This is a genomic window from Rosenbergiella epipactidis, assembly GCF_018494055.1.
Classification (GTDB): domain Bacteria; phylum Pseudomonadota; class Gammaproteobacteria; order Enterobacterales; family Enterobacteriaceae; genus Rosenbergiella; species Rosenbergiella epipactidis.
Map to the genome: position 1 here is coordinate 252,074 of NZ_JABBFQ010000001.1, position 19,265 is coordinate 271,338.

Annotated in this window: 20 protein-coding genes; 8 read left to right on the forward strand and 12 right to left on the reverse strand. The window is 48.3% G+C overall.

The features are described 5' to 3' along the window. Positions 1 to 8: 8 nt before the first annotated feature. The gene (locus HGT71_RS01245) at positions 9 to 239 is read right to left on the reverse strand and encodes a DUF1656 domain-containing protein (protein ID WP_214216182.1); all 231 of its coding nucleotides are present in this window, start codon (positions 237 to 239) and stop codon (positions 9 to 11) included. 139 nt (positions 240 to 378) lie between these two features. On the opposite strand from HGT71_RS01245, the gene slyA reads away from it, so the two are divergent. After that, positions 379 to 822 carry a transcriptional regulator SlyA gene (gene slyA, locus HGT71_RS01250; protein WP_048912096.1) on the forward strand — a complete coding sequence of 148 codons (444 nt, stop codon included), beginning with the start codon at positions 379 to 381 and terminating at the stop codon, positions 820 to 822. An 88-nt stretch (positions 823 to 910) separates the two neighbouring features. Here the strand turns inward: slyA and HGT71_RS01255 are convergent, their stop codons facing one another. Continuing rightward, positions 911 to 1,390 carry an outer membrane lipoprotein gene (locus HGT71_RS01255; RefSeq protein WP_048912097.1) on the reverse strand — a complete coding sequence of 160 codons (480 nt, stop codon included), beginning with the start codon at positions 1,388 to 1,390 and terminating at the stop codon, positions 911 to 913. Positions 1,391 to 1,599: 209 nt separating this feature from the next. Between HGT71_RS01255 and anmK the strand changes: the two genes are divergently transcribed. From anmK to uhpT, 5 genes are all read left to right on the forward strand, one after another. Next, entirely contained in the window at positions 1,600 to 2,721 is a 1,122-nt protein-coding gene (gene anmK / locus HGT71_RS01260; protein WP_214216183.1) for an anhydro-N-acetylmuramic acid kinase, read from the forward strand. A gap of 31 nt (positions 2,722 to 2,752) precedes the next feature. Continuing rightward, complete coding sequence (gene pdxH / locus HGT71_RS01265) at positions 2,753 to 3,412, forward strand: pyridoxamine 5'-phosphate oxidase (protein ID WP_214216184.1); 660 nt, start codon at positions 2,753 to 2,755, stop codon at positions 3,410 to 3,412. 129 nt (positions 3,413 to 3,541) lie between these two features. Next, a complete protein-coding gene (gene tyrS, locus HGT71_RS01270) occupies positions 3,542 to 4,816 on the forward strand; it encodes a tyrosine--tRNA ligase (RefSeq protein ID WP_214216185.1) in 1,275 nt (424 codons plus the stop codon). A gap of 52 nt (positions 4,817 to 4,868) precedes the next feature. Further along, complete coding sequence (gene pdxY / locus HGT71_RS01275) at positions 4,869 to 5,738, forward strand: pyridoxal kinase PdxY (RefSeq protein ID WP_214216186.1); 870 nt, start codon at positions 4,869 to 4,871, stop codon at positions 5,736 to 5,738. Between the two features lie 124 nt (positions 5,739 to 5,862). Continuing rightward, on the forward strand, positions 5,863 to 7,248 hold the full coding sequence (uhpT, locus tag HGT71_RS01280) for a hexose-6-phosphate:phosphate antiporter (protein WP_214216187.1): 1,386 nt from the start codon (positions 5,863 to 5,865) through the stop codon (positions 7,246 to 7,248). A gap of 30 nt (positions 7,249 to 7,278) precedes the next feature. Here uhpT and dtpA read toward each other — a convergent pair whose 3' ends face one another. The 9 genes from dtpA to add all read right to left on the reverse strand — a co-directional run bounded on the left by dtpA (position 7,279) and on the right by add (position 16,711). Beyond that, on the reverse strand, positions 7,279 to 8,760 hold the full coding sequence (dtpA, locus tag HGT71_RS01285) for a dipeptide/tripeptide permease DtpA (RefSeq protein ID WP_214216188.1): 1,482 nt from the start codon (positions 8,758 to 8,760) through the stop codon (positions 7,279 to 7,281). 239 nt (positions 8,761 to 8,999) lie between these two features. Further along, entirely contained in the window at positions 9,000 to 9,632 is a 633-nt protein-coding gene (nth, locus tag HGT71_RS01290) for an endonuclease III (protein ID WP_214216189.1), read from the reverse strand. Continuing rightward, entirely contained in the window at positions 9,629 to 10,333 is a 705-nt protein-coding gene (locus tag HGT71_RS01295; RefSeq protein WP_048912106.1) for an electron transport complex subunit E, read from the reverse strand. Before HGT71_RS01295 ends, nth begins: the two co-directional genes overlap by 4 nt. Continuing rightward, positions 10,330 to 10,962 carry an electron transport complex subunit RsxG gene (gene rsxG, locus HGT71_RS01300; RefSeq protein WP_214216190.1) on the reverse strand — a complete coding sequence of 211 codons (633 nt, stop codon included), beginning with the start codon at positions 10,960 to 10,962 and terminating at the stop codon, positions 10,330 to 10,332. The genes HGT71_RS01295 and rsxG overlap by 4 nt, the downstream gene beginning before the upstream one ends. A 3-nt stretch (positions 10,963 to 10,965) precedes the next feature. After that, positions 10,966 to 12,024 carry an electron transport complex subunit RsxD gene (gene rsxD, locus HGT71_RS01305; protein WP_214216191.1) on the reverse strand — a complete coding sequence of 353 codons (1,059 nt, stop codon included), beginning with the start codon at positions 12,022 to 12,024 and terminating at the stop codon, positions 10,966 to 10,968. Next, positions 12,025 to 14,427, reverse strand: coding sequence for an electron transport complex subunit RsxC (rsxC, locus tag HGT71_RS01310; RefSeq protein WP_214216192.1), 2,403 nt, complete (start codon positions 14,425 to 14,427; stop codon positions 12,025 to 12,027). It abuts the gene before it with no gap. Then, the gene (gene rsxB, locus HGT71_RS01315) at positions 14,420 to 14,998 is read right to left on the reverse strand and encodes an electron transport complex subunit RsxB (RefSeq protein ID WP_099822106.1); all 579 of its coding nucleotides are present in this window, start codon (positions 14,996 to 14,998) and stop codon (positions 14,420 to 14,422) included. Before rsxB ends, rsxC begins: the two co-directional genes overlap by 8 nt. After that, entirely contained in the window at positions 14,998 to 15,579 is a 582-nt protein-coding gene (gene rsxA / locus HGT71_RS01320; protein ID WP_048912111.1) for an electron transport complex subunit RsxA, read from the reverse strand. The genes rsxB and rsxA overlap by 1 nt, the downstream gene beginning before the upstream one ends. 130 nt (positions 15,580 to 15,709) lie before the next feature. Next, entirely contained in the window at positions 15,710 to 16,711 is a 1,002-nt protein-coding gene (gene add / locus HGT71_RS01325) for an adenosine deaminase (protein WP_214216193.1), read from the reverse strand. 197 nt (positions 16,712 to 16,908) lie between these two features. On the opposite strand from add, the gene HGT71_RS01330 reads away from it, so the two are divergent. Together HGT71_RS01330 and HGT71_RS01335 are read left to right on the forward strand one after the other, a co-directional pair. Then, entirely contained in the window at positions 16,909 to 17,154 is a 246-nt protein-coding gene (locus tag HGT71_RS01330) for a hypothetical protein (RefSeq protein WP_214216194.1), read from the forward strand. 66 nt (positions 17,155 to 17,220) lie between these two features. After that, positions 17,221 to 17,481: a putative hemolysin gene (locus HGT71_RS01335; protein ID WP_214216195.1), complete on the forward strand. Its 261-nt coding sequence runs from the start codon at positions 17,221 to 17,223 to the stop codon at positions 17,479 to 17,481. A gap of 61 nt (positions 17,482 to 17,542) precedes the next feature. On the opposite strand, the gene HGT71_RS01340 is transcribed toward HGT71_RS01335, so the two are convergent. Next, the gene (locus HGT71_RS01340) at positions 17,543 to 19,036 is read right to left on the reverse strand and encodes a YdgA family protein (protein ID WP_214216196.1); all 1,494 of its coding nucleotides are present in this window, start codon (positions 19,034 to 19,036) and stop codon (positions 17,543 to 17,545) included. Positions 19,037 to 19,265 lie beyond the last annotated feature (229 nt).

Sequence of the window (19,265 nt, forward strand, 5' to 3'; positions counted from 1 at the left end):
CCATCATACTATCTCAGTATCGCCAAGGCGGCAGACACGCAGAGGAAGAAAAGCGAGAGGTCTAATAAAGTGGGGTGCCAAATATGACCTGAATAAATTTTATGGCGGATAAGGGGATGGATAATCAACCAAAAAAAGAAGCCCAGTAATACCGATTTGAAGATGGGGGGGAAAAATAGCATGTCACCGACAACCAAGTCAGTTAGGGCTGAAGTCAGTGGAAATTGTGACACAGGCATTATTAAATCCCTTATTTAACTATATAACTCTTAAACAAATCGCTTTTATGACCGATACTTATTTGTAATTCCGAAAAGGAAAACGGAAAATAGTCTAAAACTGACTATACTACTTAGCAAACTAATTATAGGTAAAGTTATGGAATCTTCATTGGGGACAGATTTAGCAAGACTAGTGCGTTTATGGCGTGCAATTATTGATAATCGCTTAAAGCCACTAGGCTTAACACAGACACTTTGGGTCACATTACATAACATACATGAATTACCTGCTGATCAATCACAAATCCAACTCGCAAAAGCGATCGGTATTGAACAACCCTCATTGGTAAGAACCCTTGATCAACTTGAACATAAAGGGCTAATCGTTCGTTCAGCTTGTGCCGAAGATCGTCGCGCAAAGCGTATCTCACTAACGGAACAGGCCGCGCCAATTATTGAACAACTCGAGTCGGTCATCGTGCAAAGTCGTAATGACATTTTACAAGGTCTTTCCGACCAAGAACGCCAACAATTAAAGAGTTTAATTGCTCGTTTAGAACTGAATATTGTCGAAATTCAAAAAAATGAGCTGAAAGCTTAAATAGTAGGCACTTAGAGTATTCATTGTTTACTGACTGACAAATAAAAAACCCCTCATAAGAGGGGCATGTCAGGCTCAGTCTTCTGGCTTAACGACGAGGTGAAACCGTCACTTGGCTGCCATTGGTCGCGATAGCGACACGTTGACCCGGTGAGTAACGCGTTGCCGCTTGTTTCTGAACGACCATGATAGTATTGCCATCGTCTTTGCGGATCTCGAGTTCAACGCCGTTAGACGTATTTACCGCACCTTGTACACCTTGACCGGCAACGCCACCTAGGATTGCGCCGCCCGCTGTGGCCAAGCTTCTTCCTGCGCCACCGCCGATAGTATTACCTAAGAAGCCACCGAGTACCGCACCGCCGATAGCCCCTAATGCATTACTGTCGTCGCCACCTTGGATTTTCACCGGGCGGACGGAAACAAGCGTACCGTAAGTCACATTCTGTACTTGCTTAGCCTCGTTAGCAGAGTACACATCCCCAGACAATGAATTGTCGTTTACACATCCTGTTAGGGTCATAGCAACGGTCATTGCTGCGGCAACAGTTGAAAACCTTTTTAACATTTGAAACTCCTTTCAATAGTGAGTGCATTATCAACTATGCAAGCATTAGAAATCGAATTAAGTATAGTACAATCTACAAAGATCATACTAGCCTAGTCATCTAGCCTAGAGTGTAGCGATTTAACCTTAACGATAACTCAATATGCTGCAACGATTTTGCTTATATGAGTCACAGGTCAACAGAGAGCCGAATTCAGGGGAGTGGTCATATGCAAACAGGGCGCTTTATTGGCGTAATGTCAGGAACAAGTTTAGATGGCATAGACGTGGTACTCGCGGCCATCGATCAAAATATTGTGGCGCTGCAAGCCAGCTATTGCCATCCGATGCCATTAGCGATTCGTCAACAGATCCTCAATATCAACCAAGGGCAGTCTGTGACACTGTCACAAATTGGTCAGCTTGATACCCGTTTAGGACGACTGTTCAGCGACGCTATTCTTGCGCTAATGGCGCGTGAAGGACTTACCCGACGGGATGTGGTCGCTATCGGTTGTCATGGGCAAACGGTATGGCATGAACCTCAAGGCGATGCGCCATTCAGTATGCAATTGGGCGACAATAATACGATTGCTACGCGCACAGGCATCACGGTTGTGGGTGATTTTCGCCGGCGTGATATGGCATTGGGCGGACAAGGGGCGCCATTGGTTCCCGCTTTTCACCGTGCACTGCTGACGCACCCTAATGAGCGCAGAGTTATCTTAAATATCGGCGGTATCGCCAACGTGTCGTTACTGTCACCAGGGGAAGTTGTTAGAGGCTTCGATACGGGACCTGGTAATATTCTGATGGATGCTTGGATGTGGCATCATCATCAGCGGCCCTATGATAAAGATGGCCAGTGGGCAAGCTCAGGTCAGGTCAATGCAGCGTTGCTCGATACGATGCTCGCGGATCCTTGGTTTAAACGCCCTGTACCGAAAAGCACTGGCCGCGAATATTTTAACTTCGGGTGGATCGAGAAAAAGTTGGCCGATTTTGGCCCGATAGCGGCAGAAGATGTACAAGCCACTTTACTCGCCTTAACGGCGATCAGCATCACCGATCTGGTTAGACAACAGGGTGAGTGGGACCGCTTACTGATCTGTGGCGGGGGCGGGCATAATAAAGCGCTAATGCAGCAGATATCGTCACGAGTTCCAGGCACACAGGTGGCGCTAACCGATGAGGTTGGGATCAGTAGTGATGATATGGAAGCCCTGGCTTTTTCTTGGTTGGCCTATCGGACCGTATCGGGATTACCTGGGAATTTACCGGCGGTCACCGGTGCGAAAGATTTTACGGTGTTAGGGGCTATTTTCCCTGCTAACCCCCTTGATGAGCGTTAATCAACTTTAGTAGCGAGAGAGTGAATAAACCATGAGCCACGCTAGTGATCCTTTTGCCAAGTTAACCGATATCCGTCGTGAGTACACCTTAGGGGGACTGCGTCGTGAGAATTTACCGGATACGCCGATTGAATTGTTTAATCAATGGTTAAAACAGGCCTGTGAAGCACAACTTCCTGATCCCACTGCCATGTGTGTGGCAACGGTAGATAATCAAGGTCAGCCTTACCAACGTATCGTGTTACTCAAGCACCTTGATGAACAGAGTATGACCTTCTATACCAATCTAGGCAGCCGTAAAGCCCAACACCTGCAAGAAAATAACCGTATTTCGTTACATTTCCCGTGGTACTTTTTAGAACGGCAAGTGATGGTGATCGGCCGAGCAGAGAAGCTTCCGATCTCGCAGGTGTTAACTTATTTCCACTCAAGACCCTTTGAAAGCCAAATTGGTGCTTGGGTTTCTCAGCAGTCGAGTCGTATCTCCGGTCGTAGTGTGCTCGAGACCGCCTTTCAGCAAATGAAACAAAAATTCCAGCAAGGTGAGGTCCCGCTTCCTAGTTTTTGGGGAGGGTATCGTGTGACAATTGAAGCGGTAGAATTTTGGCAGGGGGGAAAACATCGCCTGCATGACCGTTTTATCTATCAAAAACAGGACGATTGCTGGAAAATTGATCGCCTTGCGCCATAACGCGTAAATTAATGCGTTCAATGCTGGAACCTTTGTGCGTAGCGAATTATTCTATGGCGCTTACTTTATTCGCCGGTGGCGGAAACTGTGTACCAGTTTAGGTGCAGACTGTTCAACGTGGAGTCTTTAATGACCAGTAGTAACCTTATCCAACAATTGCAAGAAAGAGGGCTGATCGCCCAGGTAACGGATGAAAAGGCGTTATCAGAGCGACTGGCACAAGGGCCTATTGCACTGTATTGCGGCTTTGATCCTACCGCAGACAGCTTGCATCTGGGGCATTTGGTGCCACTGCTTTGTCTAAAACGTTTCCAAGATGCTGGCCACAAACCTGTTGCACTCGTAGGAGGGGCCACAGGACTCATCGGTGATCCAAGCTTTAAAGCGGCCGAGCGAAAACTCAATACCGAAGATACGGTACAAGAGTGGGTTGAAAAAATCCGCCGCCAAGTCTCACCCTTCTTGGATTTCGATTGCGGAGAGAACAGCGCGATTGCCGCCAATAACTACGATTGGTTCGGTGGGATGAATGTTCTGACGTTCTTACGTGATATTGGTAAACACTTCTCTGTTAACCAAATGATTAATAAAGAAGCCGTTAAACAACGTCTGAATCGTGAAGACCAAGGTATCTCTTACACCGAGTTCTCCTATAACTTGTTACAAGGTTATGATTTTGCCAGTTTGAATAAGCAATACGGTGTGGCACTACAGATCGGTGGTTCAGACCAATGGGGTAATATCACCTCAGGTATCGACCTTACGCGTAGAATGCATCAAAACCAAGTCTTTGGACTGACGGTACCGCTTATCACCAAATCAGATGGCACTAAATTTGGTAAAACGGAAGGTGGTGCAGTATGGCTCGACCCGATCAAAACCAGCCCTTATAAGTTTTATCAATTTTGGATCAATACCGCCGATGCCGATGTTTATCGCTTCTTGAAATTCTTCACCTTTATGAGTATTGAAGCGATCAATGCGCTCGAAGCGGAAGATCAACAAAGCGGTAAAGCGCCACGTGCGCAGTACGTGTTGGCTGAAGAAGTGACGCGCATGGTACACGGTGAGTCAGGGTTGGAAGCGGCGAAACGTATTACTCAAAGCTTATTTGCAGGGACGTTAAGCGAGCTTACCGAGAGCGATTTCGCTCAACTCGCGCAAGATGGCATGCCAACAATCACCCTTAGCGAGGAAGCTGATCTACAACAAGCTTTAGTCTCAGCGGAATTGGTACCCTCTCGTGGTCAAGCTCGGACAATGATTAGCTCTAAAGCCGTTTCGGTGAATGGGGCTAAACAAGAGGATGCTGAGTATCGGTTCACCGACAGTGATAAACTACATGGACGATATACCTTATTGCGTCGTGGAAAAAAACACTACTGCCTGATTAATTGGGCATAGTAAAAGGGGCCGGAAACGGCCTTTTTTTTATTGATAAAATAGACGTGCAAACATGAAAAATATCTTAGCAATTCAATCCCATGTCGTTTATGGCCATGCAGGTAATGCTGCGGCTGAGTTCCCCATGCGTCGGATGGGCGCCAACGTTTGGCCGTTAAACACAGTTCAATTCTCTAACCATACGCAGTATGGACAATGGACAGGTACGGTAATGCCTGCTGAGCACCTGACTGATATCGTGCAGGGCATAGCAGCGATCGACCGCTTGAAAACCTGTGATGCAGTCTTGAGTGGCTATTTAGGCTCTGCCGAGCAGGGTGAAAAAATCTTAGAGATAGTCCAGCAAGTGAAAGCGGCTAACCCTGACGCATGGTACTTCTGTGATCCAGTCATGGGACATCCCGAAAAAGGCTGTATTGTTGCACCTGGTGTCGCAGAGTATCATTGCCAAGTGTCATTACCTGCCAGCGATATCGTCGCTCCTAATTTATTAGAACTCGAAATGCTCTCCGGCCGGACTGTCAACGACCTTAACGAAGCCATTGAGGCGAGCCGTTCGCTGATCGCAAAGGGGCCTAAGGTAGTTCTGGTTAAGCACCTATCTCGCGCTGGACTACGCAGTGATCAATTCGAGATGTTGCTGGTAACAGCACAGGAAGCGTTGCATATTCAGCGACCGTTAATTGATTTTGGGGTAAGGCAGCCGGTAGGAGTAGGCGATCTGACGAGTGGCTTGCTGTTAGTCAATCTCTTGCAAGGTAAGCGCTATGATCAAGCCTTAGAGCATATTACCGCTGCAGTCTATGGCGTGATGTTGAAGACGCACAGCATGGGCGAATATGAGCTACAACTGGTCGCGGCTCAAGATGAGATCGCAACGCCGACCCATCATTTCCGTGCCATACCTATCGATACTCTCTAACAAAAGTGTGACCTTTATCTCATTACTAGAGGTCACATTCTTCAAGCTTTGATAAACATCAGCGTCTACCCCTCGAATATTTCCTAGACTCTTCCCACACTAACGCTCATGGAAGAATGGGAACATGCTGCAATTTTTAAAACAAAAACGACTGCCTATGCTGGATCTTCCGGCCAGTGTACGTCTTAAAATGTGGTTCAAACCTTTTATACAGTCTTATCTTGTCGTATTCATTTGTTACATGACCATGTATCTGATCCGCAAAAATTTTAATATTGCGCAAAATGATATGGTGACCACTTATGGGTTAAGTTTGACCCAGTTGGGATTAATTGGGCTGGGGTTCTCAATTACCTACGGTGTCGGTAAAACCTTACTCTCCTATTATGCTGACGGGAAAAACACTAAGCAGTTTTTACCCTTAATGCTAATCCTTTCTGCTCTCTGTATGCTGGGGTTCAGTGCCAGCATGGGCTCGGGTTCGGTGGCGCTATGGCTAATGGTGGCCTGCTATTCACTCAGCGGCTTTTTCCAAAGTACTGGGGGGTCCTGTAGCTATTCGACTATCACCAAATGGACGCCACGTGGAAAACGTGGCACTTATCTAGGGTTATGGAATATTTCTCACAATCTTGGCGGTGCAGGCGCGGCGGGTGTTGCCTTATTCGGTGCACACTTTTTCTTTAATGGACACGTTATCGGGATGTTTGTCTTCCCCTCAATCATTGCGCTGGTGGTCGGCTTTATCGCATTACGTTTTGGTAATGACTCGCCGGAGGCCTATGGTCTTGGGAATACTGAAGTGCTTTTCGATGAGCCTAAAAGCGAAGAGGATGAAGAGGCAGACGACGAAACCTTAACCAAGTGGCAAATATTCGTTACCTATGTCCTTAAAAATAAAGTGATTTGGCTTCTTTGTTTTGCCAATATCTTTTTGTATGTGATGCGGATTGGTATCGACCAGTGGTCAACGGTTTACGCGTATAATGAACTCAAACTCTCCAAGGAAGTCGCGATACAAGGCTTTACCTTATTCGAGGCCGGCGCCTTAGTCGGTACGCTTCTTTGGGGATTCCTTTCCGATCTGGCACGTGGACGAAGAGCGTTAGTCGCTTGTATCGCACTGGTATTCATCATCATCACGTTAGGTATCTACCAACGCGCGACAGAAGAGTGGGTGTACCTCACCTCATTATTCTTCCTTGGATTTATGGTATTTGGTCCTCAATTACTGATTGGCGTTGCCGCGGTGGGGTTCGTACCCAAAAAAGCGATTAGTGCGGCCGATGGTATCAAAGGAACTTTTGCCTATTTAGTGGGCGACAGTTTTGCGAAACTGGGATTGGGGATGATTGCTGATGGTCACTCTATTTTTGGTATGACAGGGTGGGCAGGAACCTTTGCCGCCTTGGATGCCGCCGCCATTGGATGTATTGCTATCATGACAGTGGTGGCAGTGCTTGAAGAGAAGAAAATACGCAGTATCGCTAAGCGGGCCATATCACGGTAGAAAAAACCCCGTCCTAGGACGGGGTTTTTATTAAGCGTTGACGTTACGTGTCATGCGTTGCAGTAAGGGTGAAACCAGTAGCATAACTACTGCAATCCCCAAGGTAACTTGACCAATTTGCATGAAGACGTTGCTGTACACATGCAGTGATTGCAGTGGGTCAACAACATTCTCTGGAACAGCCATACGGTTTGCGACTTTACCCGCAATCATGGCTGCTCCTGCAGTGGTTAAGAACCAAGAGCCCATAATAAAGCCCATTAGGCGTTGTGGTACAAGCTGCGCGACCATTGCCAAGCCTAAGCCTGAAATCATAAGCTCGCCGATACTCTGTAAAGCGTAGCTTAAGATTAGCCAGTTAACGGAAACAATGCCTTGCTGGGAAGCCATTTTTGCGCCGATAGGCAATACTAAGAATGCTGCGGAGCATAAGAACATCCCGATGGAAAACTTATAAGGCATCGGCAGGCGGTCACCTAACTTATTATAAATCACGGCTAACAGCGGGCTGGCCAGCATAATCCAGAAGGGATTTAACGCTTGGAACTGCTCGGGTTGGAAGCTAAAGCCTAAGATTTGATGCTCAACGTTATGGATGGCAAAAAAGTTTAATGATGTCGGCATTTGCATGTACAGAACAAAAAAGACAATCGCTTCAAGCATCATAATGAAAGCAACGATCATCTTACGACGCTCAGACCCTTTTAGTTTCAGGGTTTCTTTTAAAAAGACCAATACAATACCGACAGCGATGACACCCAGCGCCATGCGGGCGATATCTTGGTGATGCAATAAGCCGGTCGCTAATGCGATCAGGACGACGACACCGATAAGGGTCATAAACAGCTTGCGCCATTGCAACGGGGCGAAATCCGGTTTTGAACCGTAATTCTTTACCATACCTTGGCAGAAGATAAAGTTAAGTAAGGTGATAACCAAGCCGACCACAGACAGCGAGAATGCCGCACTCCAGCCGTAATGAGCGGCCAGTACCGGGGTCAACATCATCGATACCAGAGAACCGATATTGATCGACATATAAAACATGGTGAAGGCACCGTCGATACGGGGGTCATCTTTGGCATAGCAGGTGGAAAGAAGCGAAGAGGGGTTCGCTTTAAATAACCCGCTGCCCACGGCAATTGTCGCCATCCCGATATAGACCAAGGCAATTTGATGGCCGGAGAAAGCGATCAGGCTATACCCTAAGGCTAGGACGATCACGCCCAGCATTAACACGCGCTTAGTCCCTAGGACTTTATCACCCAACCAACCGCCAATCGCGACCATGCCATAAACGAGTGCACTGAAAGAAGAGAATAGGGTGATTGAATCGGCTTCCGTCATTCCCAGCTGTTTGACCAGGTAAACTGCCATGATGGCTTGTAAGCCATAGAATCCGAAACGTTCCCAGAGTTCGATCGAAAAGATCAGATAGAAAGCTTTAGGTTGTTTGAAAACATTCAAACTCACCTGTTCATTATTATGATGTTGTTTGTTTGCAGTAGACACATAAACCTCGGTGTTGCCAATCCTAAAATAACGCTAGGAATTGCTGTGATACGCGGGATAAACCACGAAGATTTTTCATGTAATAAAATTGATAAGTCGGTAATGTGTCCGATTATTAAAGACAGAGCAAGAGATTTTTCTTATATGGTTAAATAGTAATCTGATAGTGATAAGAAATGTGATAAAGCTTACACACGGTAGTAAATATTATCTAAATAAATTAACTAGCAGAAAATATTTTACTCAGTTTTTTCACGGTATTCGCAGAGATCTTCAATTAGGCAGGAGCCACAGCGAGGTTTGCGCGCGATACAGGTGTAGCGGCCATGCAAGATAAACCAATGATGGCAATCGACTTTAAACTCAGCAGGCACCACTTTTAAAAGGTGTTGTTCAACCAGGTCAACGTTCTTACCAGGGGCGAAGTTTGTGCGATTTGCCACGCGGAAAATATGGGTATCCACGGCAATCGTTGGCCAGCCGAAGGCGGTATTTAAGACAACATTAGCCGTTTTACGCCCAACCCCAGGGAGTGCCTCTAGGGCTTCTCGGTTTTCAGGCACCACCCCCTGATGCTGTTCGACCAAGATTTGACAGGTTTTAATGACGTTAATCGCTTTCGTATTAAATAATCCTATCGTTTTAATATGCTGTTTAACCCCTTCAACCCCTAGTGCCAACATGGCTTGCGGAGAGGGGGCTTGGGCAAAAAGCCCGACGGTCGCCTTATTGACGCTGACATCGGTGGCTTGAGCGGAAAGTAACACTGCGATCAGCAACTCGAAAGGAGAGTGAAACACCAGCTCTGTCGTCGGGTGTGGGTCGTTATCGCGAAGACGCGTCAAGATTTCCCGACGTTTAAGCTTATTCATCCTGCATGTCCTACCGAGTTGTTCTCTGCCACTTGCGCCTGCTGCGACGCTTTACGTGCACTGGCTTGTTTAGTGCGTTGATCAATCAGATACTTGGCCGCGAGCAACATCCCTAAGCCGATGAAGGCGCCCGGTGGTAACATTGCTAATAACATTGGCGAATCGAAATGGAAGACCTCGACCCGCAACACTTTCGCCCAAGGCCCGAGTAGCTGGTCTGCGCCGTTAAAGATCGTGCCGTTACCGATGATTTCGCGAATCGATCCTAAGGTCACCATCGCACAGGTTGCCCCCATGCCGATGGCGAAACCGTCAAGAGCAGAGAGGCCGACATTAGAACGAGAGGCAACGGCCTCTGCACGGCCGACCACGATACAGTTGGTGACAATCAGAGGGATAAAGATGCCGAGAGACTGGTACAGCCCATGGGCATAGGCATTAATTAACTGTTGTACGCAGCTCACGACTGACGCGATGATCATGACATAGATTGGAATACGAATTTCGGAAGGCATCCAACGACGGGATAGCGAGATCGCGCTATTGGTTAGCGTAAGGACCAAGGTGGTCGCTAAGCCCAGTCCTAAGGCATTGGTTGCCGTCGAGGTCACGGCCAGTAGCGGGCAGAGACCTAATAGCTGTACAAGAGATGAGTTATTCTTCCATAACCCACCAATCAGTAGTTCTTTCGCTTCACTCATGGTGTTTTATCCCCACATTTAGGTAGCGTATTAATTTTTTCCCCTAATTGGGCTATCAGGAGCGTAGTTCGTTTGGTTTCGTTGACGACCGCACGTGGCGTGATGGTCGCGCCGGTGAATTGATCGAAATCACCGCCATCTTTCTTAACCGCGAAATGGCTATCTTCGGCACCGTGAATACTGACGCCGGCAAAATGGGTAATCCAATCGGAGATACGTAATTCAATTTTATCGCCTAAGCCTGGGGTTTCGTGGTGCTCTGTTACCCGTACGCCCAGCACTGTGCCTGAGAAATTTGCGCCGACCAGCATTCTAATTGCTCCAGAGTAGCCATCTGGAGCAACGGTTTCAATAGCGGCGGCGATCGGTTTGCCGTCTTTGCGCGCGATATAAAACGGATGTTGTTGATTATCCCCGAGGACCGGATTAGTCACCCAATAACACTCTTTTTGTAAGTCGTTATTGTACAGGTGAGGGGGAACCACTTGGTCAAGAAGCGTTTTCTCTTGTATCGCCATTTGCTTAGCGACGGTGGGTTTGGTCACTTCATTAACCAAAGCGGTAACACCGGTCGTTACCGCGGCGAAGATAGCCAATATCACTCCATTTTTACGAATAGAATCGATCATCGGCTATTCCTTATTATGGCCATATACGGCAGGCTGAGTGTAATAATCAATAAGCGGAACGCAGATATTTGCCAACAATACTGCGAAAGCAACACCATCTGGGTACCCACCGAAGCTGCGGATCAACCAAACGAGTACCCCAATTAAGGCTCCATAGAGGAGACGGCCTCGGTCAGTGGTCGAGGCTGAGATAGGGTCGGTGGCGATAAAAAATGCGCCGAGCATCGTCGCGCCCGAAAAGAGATGAATGAGCGGCGAAACCAAACTATGTGGTGAGAAGAACCAGCCCAATGTTGCGCAAATTGCGAGTGAAACGAGAAAACTGACTGGAATATGCCAGCGGATAGTGTTGGTAGCGAGTAAGTAAAGGCCGCCTAATAAGAAACCGATATTAATCCATTGCCAACCTTGCCCCGCAATAATGCCATGGTAGATAGGTTGCGCGAGCAAATCTTGTGCAGAGTGGCCCGCCCGCAGTCCAGTCTTAAAATTATCCAGAGGTGTGGCTTGGCTAATCCCATCGACACCCATTTGTAATTGCTGCAATGTCAGGCCCGATGCGTTATGGCCGGTAAAGATCATCTGCCAGGTTTCTGGCAACGTTAACGTCGAATGTTGTAAGGCTTCCGGGGGTAGCCAGCCCGTCATTTGGACTGGAAACGAGATAAGCAACACGACATAACCGACCATCGCTGGATTGAAAGGATTCTGTCCCAGCCCGCCATATAACTGCTTAGCGAAGATCATACAGAAAGCGGTTCCGATAACAATCACCCACCATGGCGCTAAGGAAGGGATACTGACGCCTAACAGAAACGCGGTGAGGAGGGCAGAATTATCGGCAAGGGTTGGCAGGACGGGTTTTTTACGCAAGCGTAATACGGCCGCCTCACATCCCCAAGCAACGATGGCAGCGATGGCTATTTGGATTAAGTTTCCCCATCCAAAGTAGAACCACTGGGCAAAAAGTCCAGGAATGGCTGCAAGCAAGACCAACGTCATAATACGATTCGTACTACGACGGTTATGAGTGTAAGGAGAGCTAGCGATGCGAAAAGCCATTTAATCCTCTGATACCGATGTCGGGTGTGATGTCTGGGGTGAACGTTGACCACCAGTGACTTCTGGTTTGTCGTCCGTTTCTTTTGCCTGTGCCGCACGTTTCGCCTTGGCACGGGCGATAGCCGCGGCGACCGCTGCTTTACGCGGGTCGGTCTCAGTCGGGGTAACCTCTGGCTCGCTGACTGTCGCTTCTGCCTGTCCAGCTCGTTTCGCCTTGGCGCGGGCGATAGCCGCGGCGACCGCTGCTTTGCGCGGGTCGGTCTCAGTCGGGGCGACCTCAGGATCGCTGCTTGTCGCTTCTACGTGTCCAGCTCGCTTTGCTTTGGCACGGGCAACCGCTGCGGCGACCGCTGCTTTACGCGGGTCAGTCTCAGTCGGGGTGACCTCTGGCTCGCTGCTTGTCGCTTCTGCCTGCTCGGCACGTTTCGCCTTGGCACGGGCGATAGCCGCGGCGACCGCTGCTTTGCGCGGGTCGGTCTCAGTGGGAGTGACCTCAGGATCACTGCATGTCGCTTCTACCTGTCCAGCTCGCTTTGCTTTGGCACGGGCAACCGCTGCGGCAACTGCCGCTTTGCGCGGGTCACTATGCGCTGCATCGGATGAGTCGGTAACTGCCTCGACACCCACTGAATGGGCATTAAGTTGGCTATCATAGTCATCGGCCGTGACCAATGCTTCTTCTTGATCCGATTGCGTTTGTACCTTTTTCGCCTTAGCGCGAGCAACCGCTGCCGCCACGGCCGCTTGCCGAGAGTCTTCTTCAGAGTGCGCGGCCTGTTGCTCCGCTTGGTAGGCACGGGCTTTCGCTTTGCGTGCCGCCCGCTGAGCGATCACGGCGCTATTATCAGGCGTATCACCTGTCGTGGCGGCCACTGGCACATCGGCCGTTGCTTGCCGTGCTTTAACACGGGCAAGTGCAGCGTTGACCTGATCTTTTTCGACATTGGTCACCCGTGCTTTGGCGGCGGCATGGCGCGCCTCACGGGCTAATTTCTCTTTTTCTAACCGTGCTTGGCGAGCTTCAAAGCGTGCCTTCGCTTCTTGGGTCCGCTGGGCTTCAATATCGATGGCTAAGAGTTCTGCTTTCTCTTGACGATAATATTGCACGAGCGGGATATTACTGGGGCAGACATAGGCACAGGCGCCGCATTCAATACAATCATTAAGGTTATAGGCGCGCGCTTTATCATGATCGCCGCCTTGGCAATACCAGTAAAGTTGCTGCGGTAACAGCCCAGCAGGACAAGCATCTGCACAGGCGCTACAGCGAATACAGCTCTGTTCTTCTTCCGGCTGTCCCATCTCCTGTTGTGAAGGGGCGATCAAGCAGTTAGAAATCTTAATAATAGGAACCGTCAATGCTGGCAGGGTAAAGCCCATTAATGGACCGCCCATAATCACCATTTGCTCGGGTTGTGGTCGAAAACCGGCAAAATTCAGGAGGTGTTCAACCGGGGTACCTAGACGTCCCCAGACGTTACGCGGATGGCTAAGGTTTTCTCCTGTTAAGGTCACCACGCGCTCGGTTAACGGCTCTCCATCGATGACCGCACGTTTCACTGCGTAAGCGGTCCCCACGTTTTGCATCAGTACACCGATGTCAGAAGAACGTCCCCCTTTAGGGACTTCGCGACCGGTTAAAATCTTGGTTAACTGCTTGGCACCACCGGAAGGGTATTTGGTGGGAATAACCCGAATGATAATATCCTTGGCAGCCCCCAAGGCTTGAGTTAACGCACGAGTTGCCTCGGGTTTATTATCTTCAATACCGATGATGATTTTCTCAGACTGCAGTAACCAGCCTAAAATACGCGACCCGTCGAGGATCTCTTGTGCGCAATCTTGCATCAAGCGATCATCGGCCGTGATGTAAGGTTCGCACTCTGCAGCATTGATAATCAGCGTTTTAACGCCCTGTAATCCACCACGGACTTTTGTTGCTGTCGGGAAGCCTGCACCGCCCAATCCCGCCACGCCAGCCTGATGAATACGCTCTACAATTAACTGCCGATCGCAGGCTTGATAATCGGTAATAACCGGCATTTTCTGCCAACTGTCCTGTCCATCAGGTTCGATAAATATCGCAATCTCAGACAGGGCAGAGGGGTGCGCGGTAATATGCGGCGCAATGGCGGTGACGGTGCCAGAAGTGGGTGCATGGATCGGTAGCATCTTACCCTTACCAAAGGTTAAGGGCTGGCCGCGCGATACATGATCTCCTACCGAAACTAAAATTTCGCCTTCATGGCCAATATGCTGCTTGAGCGGCAAGATAAACTGCGGTGGCAGCGGAACCTCAGACAAGGGTGTACCTGAAGATTGCGACTTCATTTCAGGCGGATGAATGCCGCCTTTGAAATCCCAAATCGGCTCGCGGCGTAAACGTGAGAAAAAATTAAACATGATGGTCAACCGGTATAACACGGACGGGGATGGTATTAAGATCCCACTTCCAATTATCCTGAGTAGTAGGGACTGGGCGCATTTCTATACAGTCCGTCGGACAAGGGGCGACACAGAGATCACAGCCCGTACATAAATCGGTAATAACGGTATGCATGGCGCGGGTGGCCCCGACGATGGCATCAACAGGACAGGCCTGGATACATTTGGTGCAGCCGATACAATTACTTTCATCGATCCACGCAATCTGTTTCTCAGGTTGCTTTAGTTCAGCGTCCCCTTCGATCGGTTGAGGGTCGACATTTAACAACTCTGCAATACGCAGCATCGTCTGTTCCCCCCCTGGGGCGCACTTATTAATCAGCTCACCCTGATTACCGACCGCCTCTGCATAGGGTTTACAACCAGGATAACCACATTGCCCACACTGGCTTTGCGGAAGTAATTCGTCAATTTGTTCAACGATCGGATCTTCTTCGACTTTAAAACGCCGAGAGGCATAGCCAAGTAGCCCTCCAAAGCCTAACCCTAAAATACTCAAAGCAACAATTGCGATACAAATTGCGGTAATCAAAACTTCACCAGTCCTGTAAAGCCCATGAATGCCAGTGCCATCAAGCCTGCGGTGACCAATGCGATAGACGAACCTTTAAAGGGAGCAGGGACATTGGCCAACACCAAGCGCTCGCGAATACCGGCAAACAGTACCATGACCAGTGAAAAGCCAAGCGATGCACTAAAACCATAGACTGCGGCTTGTAAGAAACTGTGGTGCAAATTAACACTCAATAAGGGCACGCCAAGCACTGCGCAGTTGGTGGTAATAAGAGGTAAAAATATACCCAATAGTCGATAAAGCGATGGGCTAGTCTTACGCACCACCATCTCTGTAAATTGAACCGTAACGGCAATAACCAAGATATAAGCAAGGGTCCGCAAATAAACCAGATCGAGGGGGACCAAAATAAGGTGATTAACCAACCAGGCACAAATTGATGCGAGGGTGATCACAAAGGTGGTCGCCATGCCCATACCGATTGCAGTTTCGAGTTTTTTAGACACGCCCATAAATGGACAGAGCCCTAAAAATTTCACTAGCACAAAGTTATTCACTAACACTGTGCCAATAAAGAGGAGAAGATAATCAGTCATGTGGTTGCCATTAAATAAAATCTCCCGATATTATCTGAAAATATCGGGAGTATCTCAACGTCGTAACTTAAATATACCGGTTGATAAGCACTGAGTATTAAATTTCTGGCTAAAAGTTAACCATTTGTGCTCAACGTTGTGCCACTTTCTCTTTTAAGACGCGTTTTTCTTCAGCAGACAAGAAGGCCATATACAATCCGTTCTCTTGGGCTTGACGGATCTCCGCGGGGGTCAAGCCAGCGGCAGGGGCTGCAACCTCATATTCATGGGCGAGTTCGATCCCTTGTACTGCCGGGTCATCCGTATTTAATGAGGCCATCACGCCATGTTGTAAGAATTTTTTCAACGGGTGTTGAGCAAGGTCGGCGACGGTGCTGGTCTGGATATTAGAGGTTAGACAAGATTCGATTCCAATGCCATGTTCCGCTAAATAGTCCATCAATGCAGGGTCTTGCACCGCTTTAACCCCGTGGCCGATACGTTCCGCTCCCAATTGTTGGATCGCTTGCCAAATACTCTCTGGTCCAGCGGCTTCGCCTGCATGAACGGTAATATGAAGCCCCGCATCGCGTGCACGCTGAAAGTGTGTCAGAAAACGGTCGCCTGGAAAACCTAATTCATCTCCGGCTAAATCGACGGCGACGATCTGGTCGCGATGCGCCAGAATGCCGGCCAACTCTTGCTCACAGGCGTGTTCACCGAAAGTCCGGCTCATAATACCAATTAATTTAGCGCTAATCCCGAAATCACGACAGCCTGCTTGGACGCCATCAATCACGGCCTCTACCACACCGGCAATAGGCAGTTTATGGGACATGGCCATGTAGCCAGGAGAAAAGCGTAATTCGGTGTAATCGATCCCTGCACGCAGGGCATCCTCAATATTTTCGTAAGCTACGCGGCGACAGGCGTCCAGATTACCCAGTACTTTCACACCCCAATCGAGCTTTTGCAAAAAGCTGACTAAGTCTGGCTCGTTAGACATCACTTGTACGTGAGGACGTAAGCTTTCGATGTCGTCGGCAGGTAATCCACAATCAAAGGCTCGACCTAAATCAAGAATAGTACTCGCACGGATATTTCCATCTAAGTGACGGTGGATATCGGTGAGGGGGAGTTGGGGTATAATCATGGTCGACTCTTCAAAAATGTTTATGGACTGCATAGTATAAAAACATCCCCCACCGAGATGCCAATTATTTCATTCTCTGCGAGTAAGTTTTCGATTACAGACGGTCTATAATCTATATCGATAAGCAAATTAGATTGAGTGGATTAAATTTACCTATAAAATAACCCAGAGATCCCCGGCATAAGGTAAAACCACTGATGAATGATTACTTAACCCTCGCCGCTAACGAACATTTATCGTTATTGCGCGAAACCCATTTACACACTCAAGGTCAGACATCGATCAAAGAATGGCAAATTATCGATGGGCAAGGGCGGGTGACTGGCGGAGTGATACTGCAAGACAAGATGAATCTACGTCGTTCTTACAGTGGTGAATACCGTCTTACGCAACGTAATCACCAAGGCGATATTGTTGTTGACCGCTTAATCTCTTCACTTTAGGCCGCTTCTTATCTCAGCATTGATGATTGTTCGATATACTGTGTGCGTAACCCTTAGGAGATCGAGATGAATAGAAAGTCTTTGTTGGTAAGTATCGGTGGTATCGCAGTCATGGCAACATTAGCAGGATGTGCCCACTCCGACTCGCATCCTGAAACCCAACGTCAGATCGGCATGGCGAACCCAGCTTCCGTCTACTGTCTGTCGCAGAAAGGGCAGTTAGATAACGTGAACACCGCACAGGGAGTAGCCAGCTACTGTACGTTACCGAGCGGAGAGAGGGTTGAAGAATGGGCATTCTTTCGTCGCGACCACCCACAGAAGTAGCGGCAGACGAATGACTTATAAAAAACCCCACGTCTGTGGGGTTTTTTGTTTTGGTGCCAGCTTATTGTTCGCTGTTACTTGAGGTTAGATACTGTTCAATAAACTGCTCAAGGGTCATTTTGTCTTGGTTCACGGTGACTTGACCAGAGGCATAGTGTAACGCTGACTGAATACTTTCTGGGTTTTGGGTCGTCAGATGGTACATTTCGCCTAACGCAGATAAGGATTGAACCTGTTGTGCAGCAAATTGACCGGCTTGTTCAACGGGAACGCCTTCCGATTGAGCGATCACCGATAACAATTGCGTTGCCATGGGTTTATTAATCGTTAATGAAGCGTTCAGTTGTTTCAAGTAACTATCCACAATTCCTGATAATCCCTGACCGTTACCTTGTGCTTTAGTGGGGTCATTGAAGTCTGCTTTCAGGGAGAACTGACTTTCACCTTTCTCATTTTTCAGCGTCAAGTTATCGACAGAAAATTGTGGCGCATCAGCCAGTAAGGCAGGGATGTTCTGTAACACTGCCGCATTGACTTCATTCTGCATCGCTTGCAGTTCATCTTGATTGGTGACGTGAGAGATATTCGCCATGTTTTTTTGAACGGCTTGATTGTAGTTATCGTAGAAGGTTTTCATGCCGCTTGCACTGAAATCGTGTAATGACAGTTTCAGATTGGCGGAGCCAAGCGGTAACTGCTGCCACTCGATCTTATCAATTTGGTAATTAAGGCTACCATTAACCAAATTTTTAGCACTATCGAGATCAGAGTGACCCTGAATGCCTGTGAGCTGCACCGCAGGCTTATGGTTAAGTGCGTAAAGGAAATTCTTCGCATCAATCTGCTGTGTCCCGACCCGTAATCCCTCTTTACTGAGATGGCTATCCGACCGTAAAGTAAGTCCATTAAGGGTCATCTCAGTATCGACATCGGCTTCATTTTTAAAATTGAGCGACACCTTTCCAGAGTCAATATTAAGTGTGATTGCGCTATTATCCGGGGAAGTTTTCAACGCGATATTAATCGCATCGCTACTTAGGCTGCTATCCTCGGCATTATATTGGATGGGTTGGATCTGGATTGCAGATGACGTTGCATGGCCGTAACCAATGCGCGTTTCTGCGGAGAATGGCGTTTTACCCTTGGTGAAGTCGAACAGCGACTTCACCGTCGGGGTATTCGCCAACTCACTATGAATCGAGGCCAGTGAAGGGATTAGAGTGAAATGCTTTAGCTGCGCAAGTGGGAGAGGGCCATGACTGATCTTCTCGTTGAAGACCAATTGGTCTCCTGGCGCTAAAAGGGCATTTTCATCATCCGCCGGTAAACGACTCTTCACGATAAATTGTGTGGTACTGCTAAATATGTGCCGTTCGTAACCCTGGCGCGTCACGACTAATCCCGCCTCGGGATAGTGCTGAGTGAGTTGCTCATTAAGTTGTGCCACGACCTCATCAATACGCTGTTCTGCTTTTTTACCTGTGAACCAAGCGCCACCGGTCCAGAGAACGCCAATCCCTACAACAACAGCGATAGCAACGTTAGACTTCTTCATAATTCATTGGGTCCTTATCGATCCTGATATCTGGCCAGCGGTCACTGTGAAGGATTTTCTCCACTGCCACACAATTGTTTTACACGCTTTTACATTCTAACCGCCTAATCTATCAAGGAATGGGGGGCGTCGAACAGACATTTTGATTTCCTGGCTCATCATTTTCTCAATTAATGCCCTCGCGCAGCAAATTTACCAATTAGGCGTAGAATTAAGGAATATTTATGTC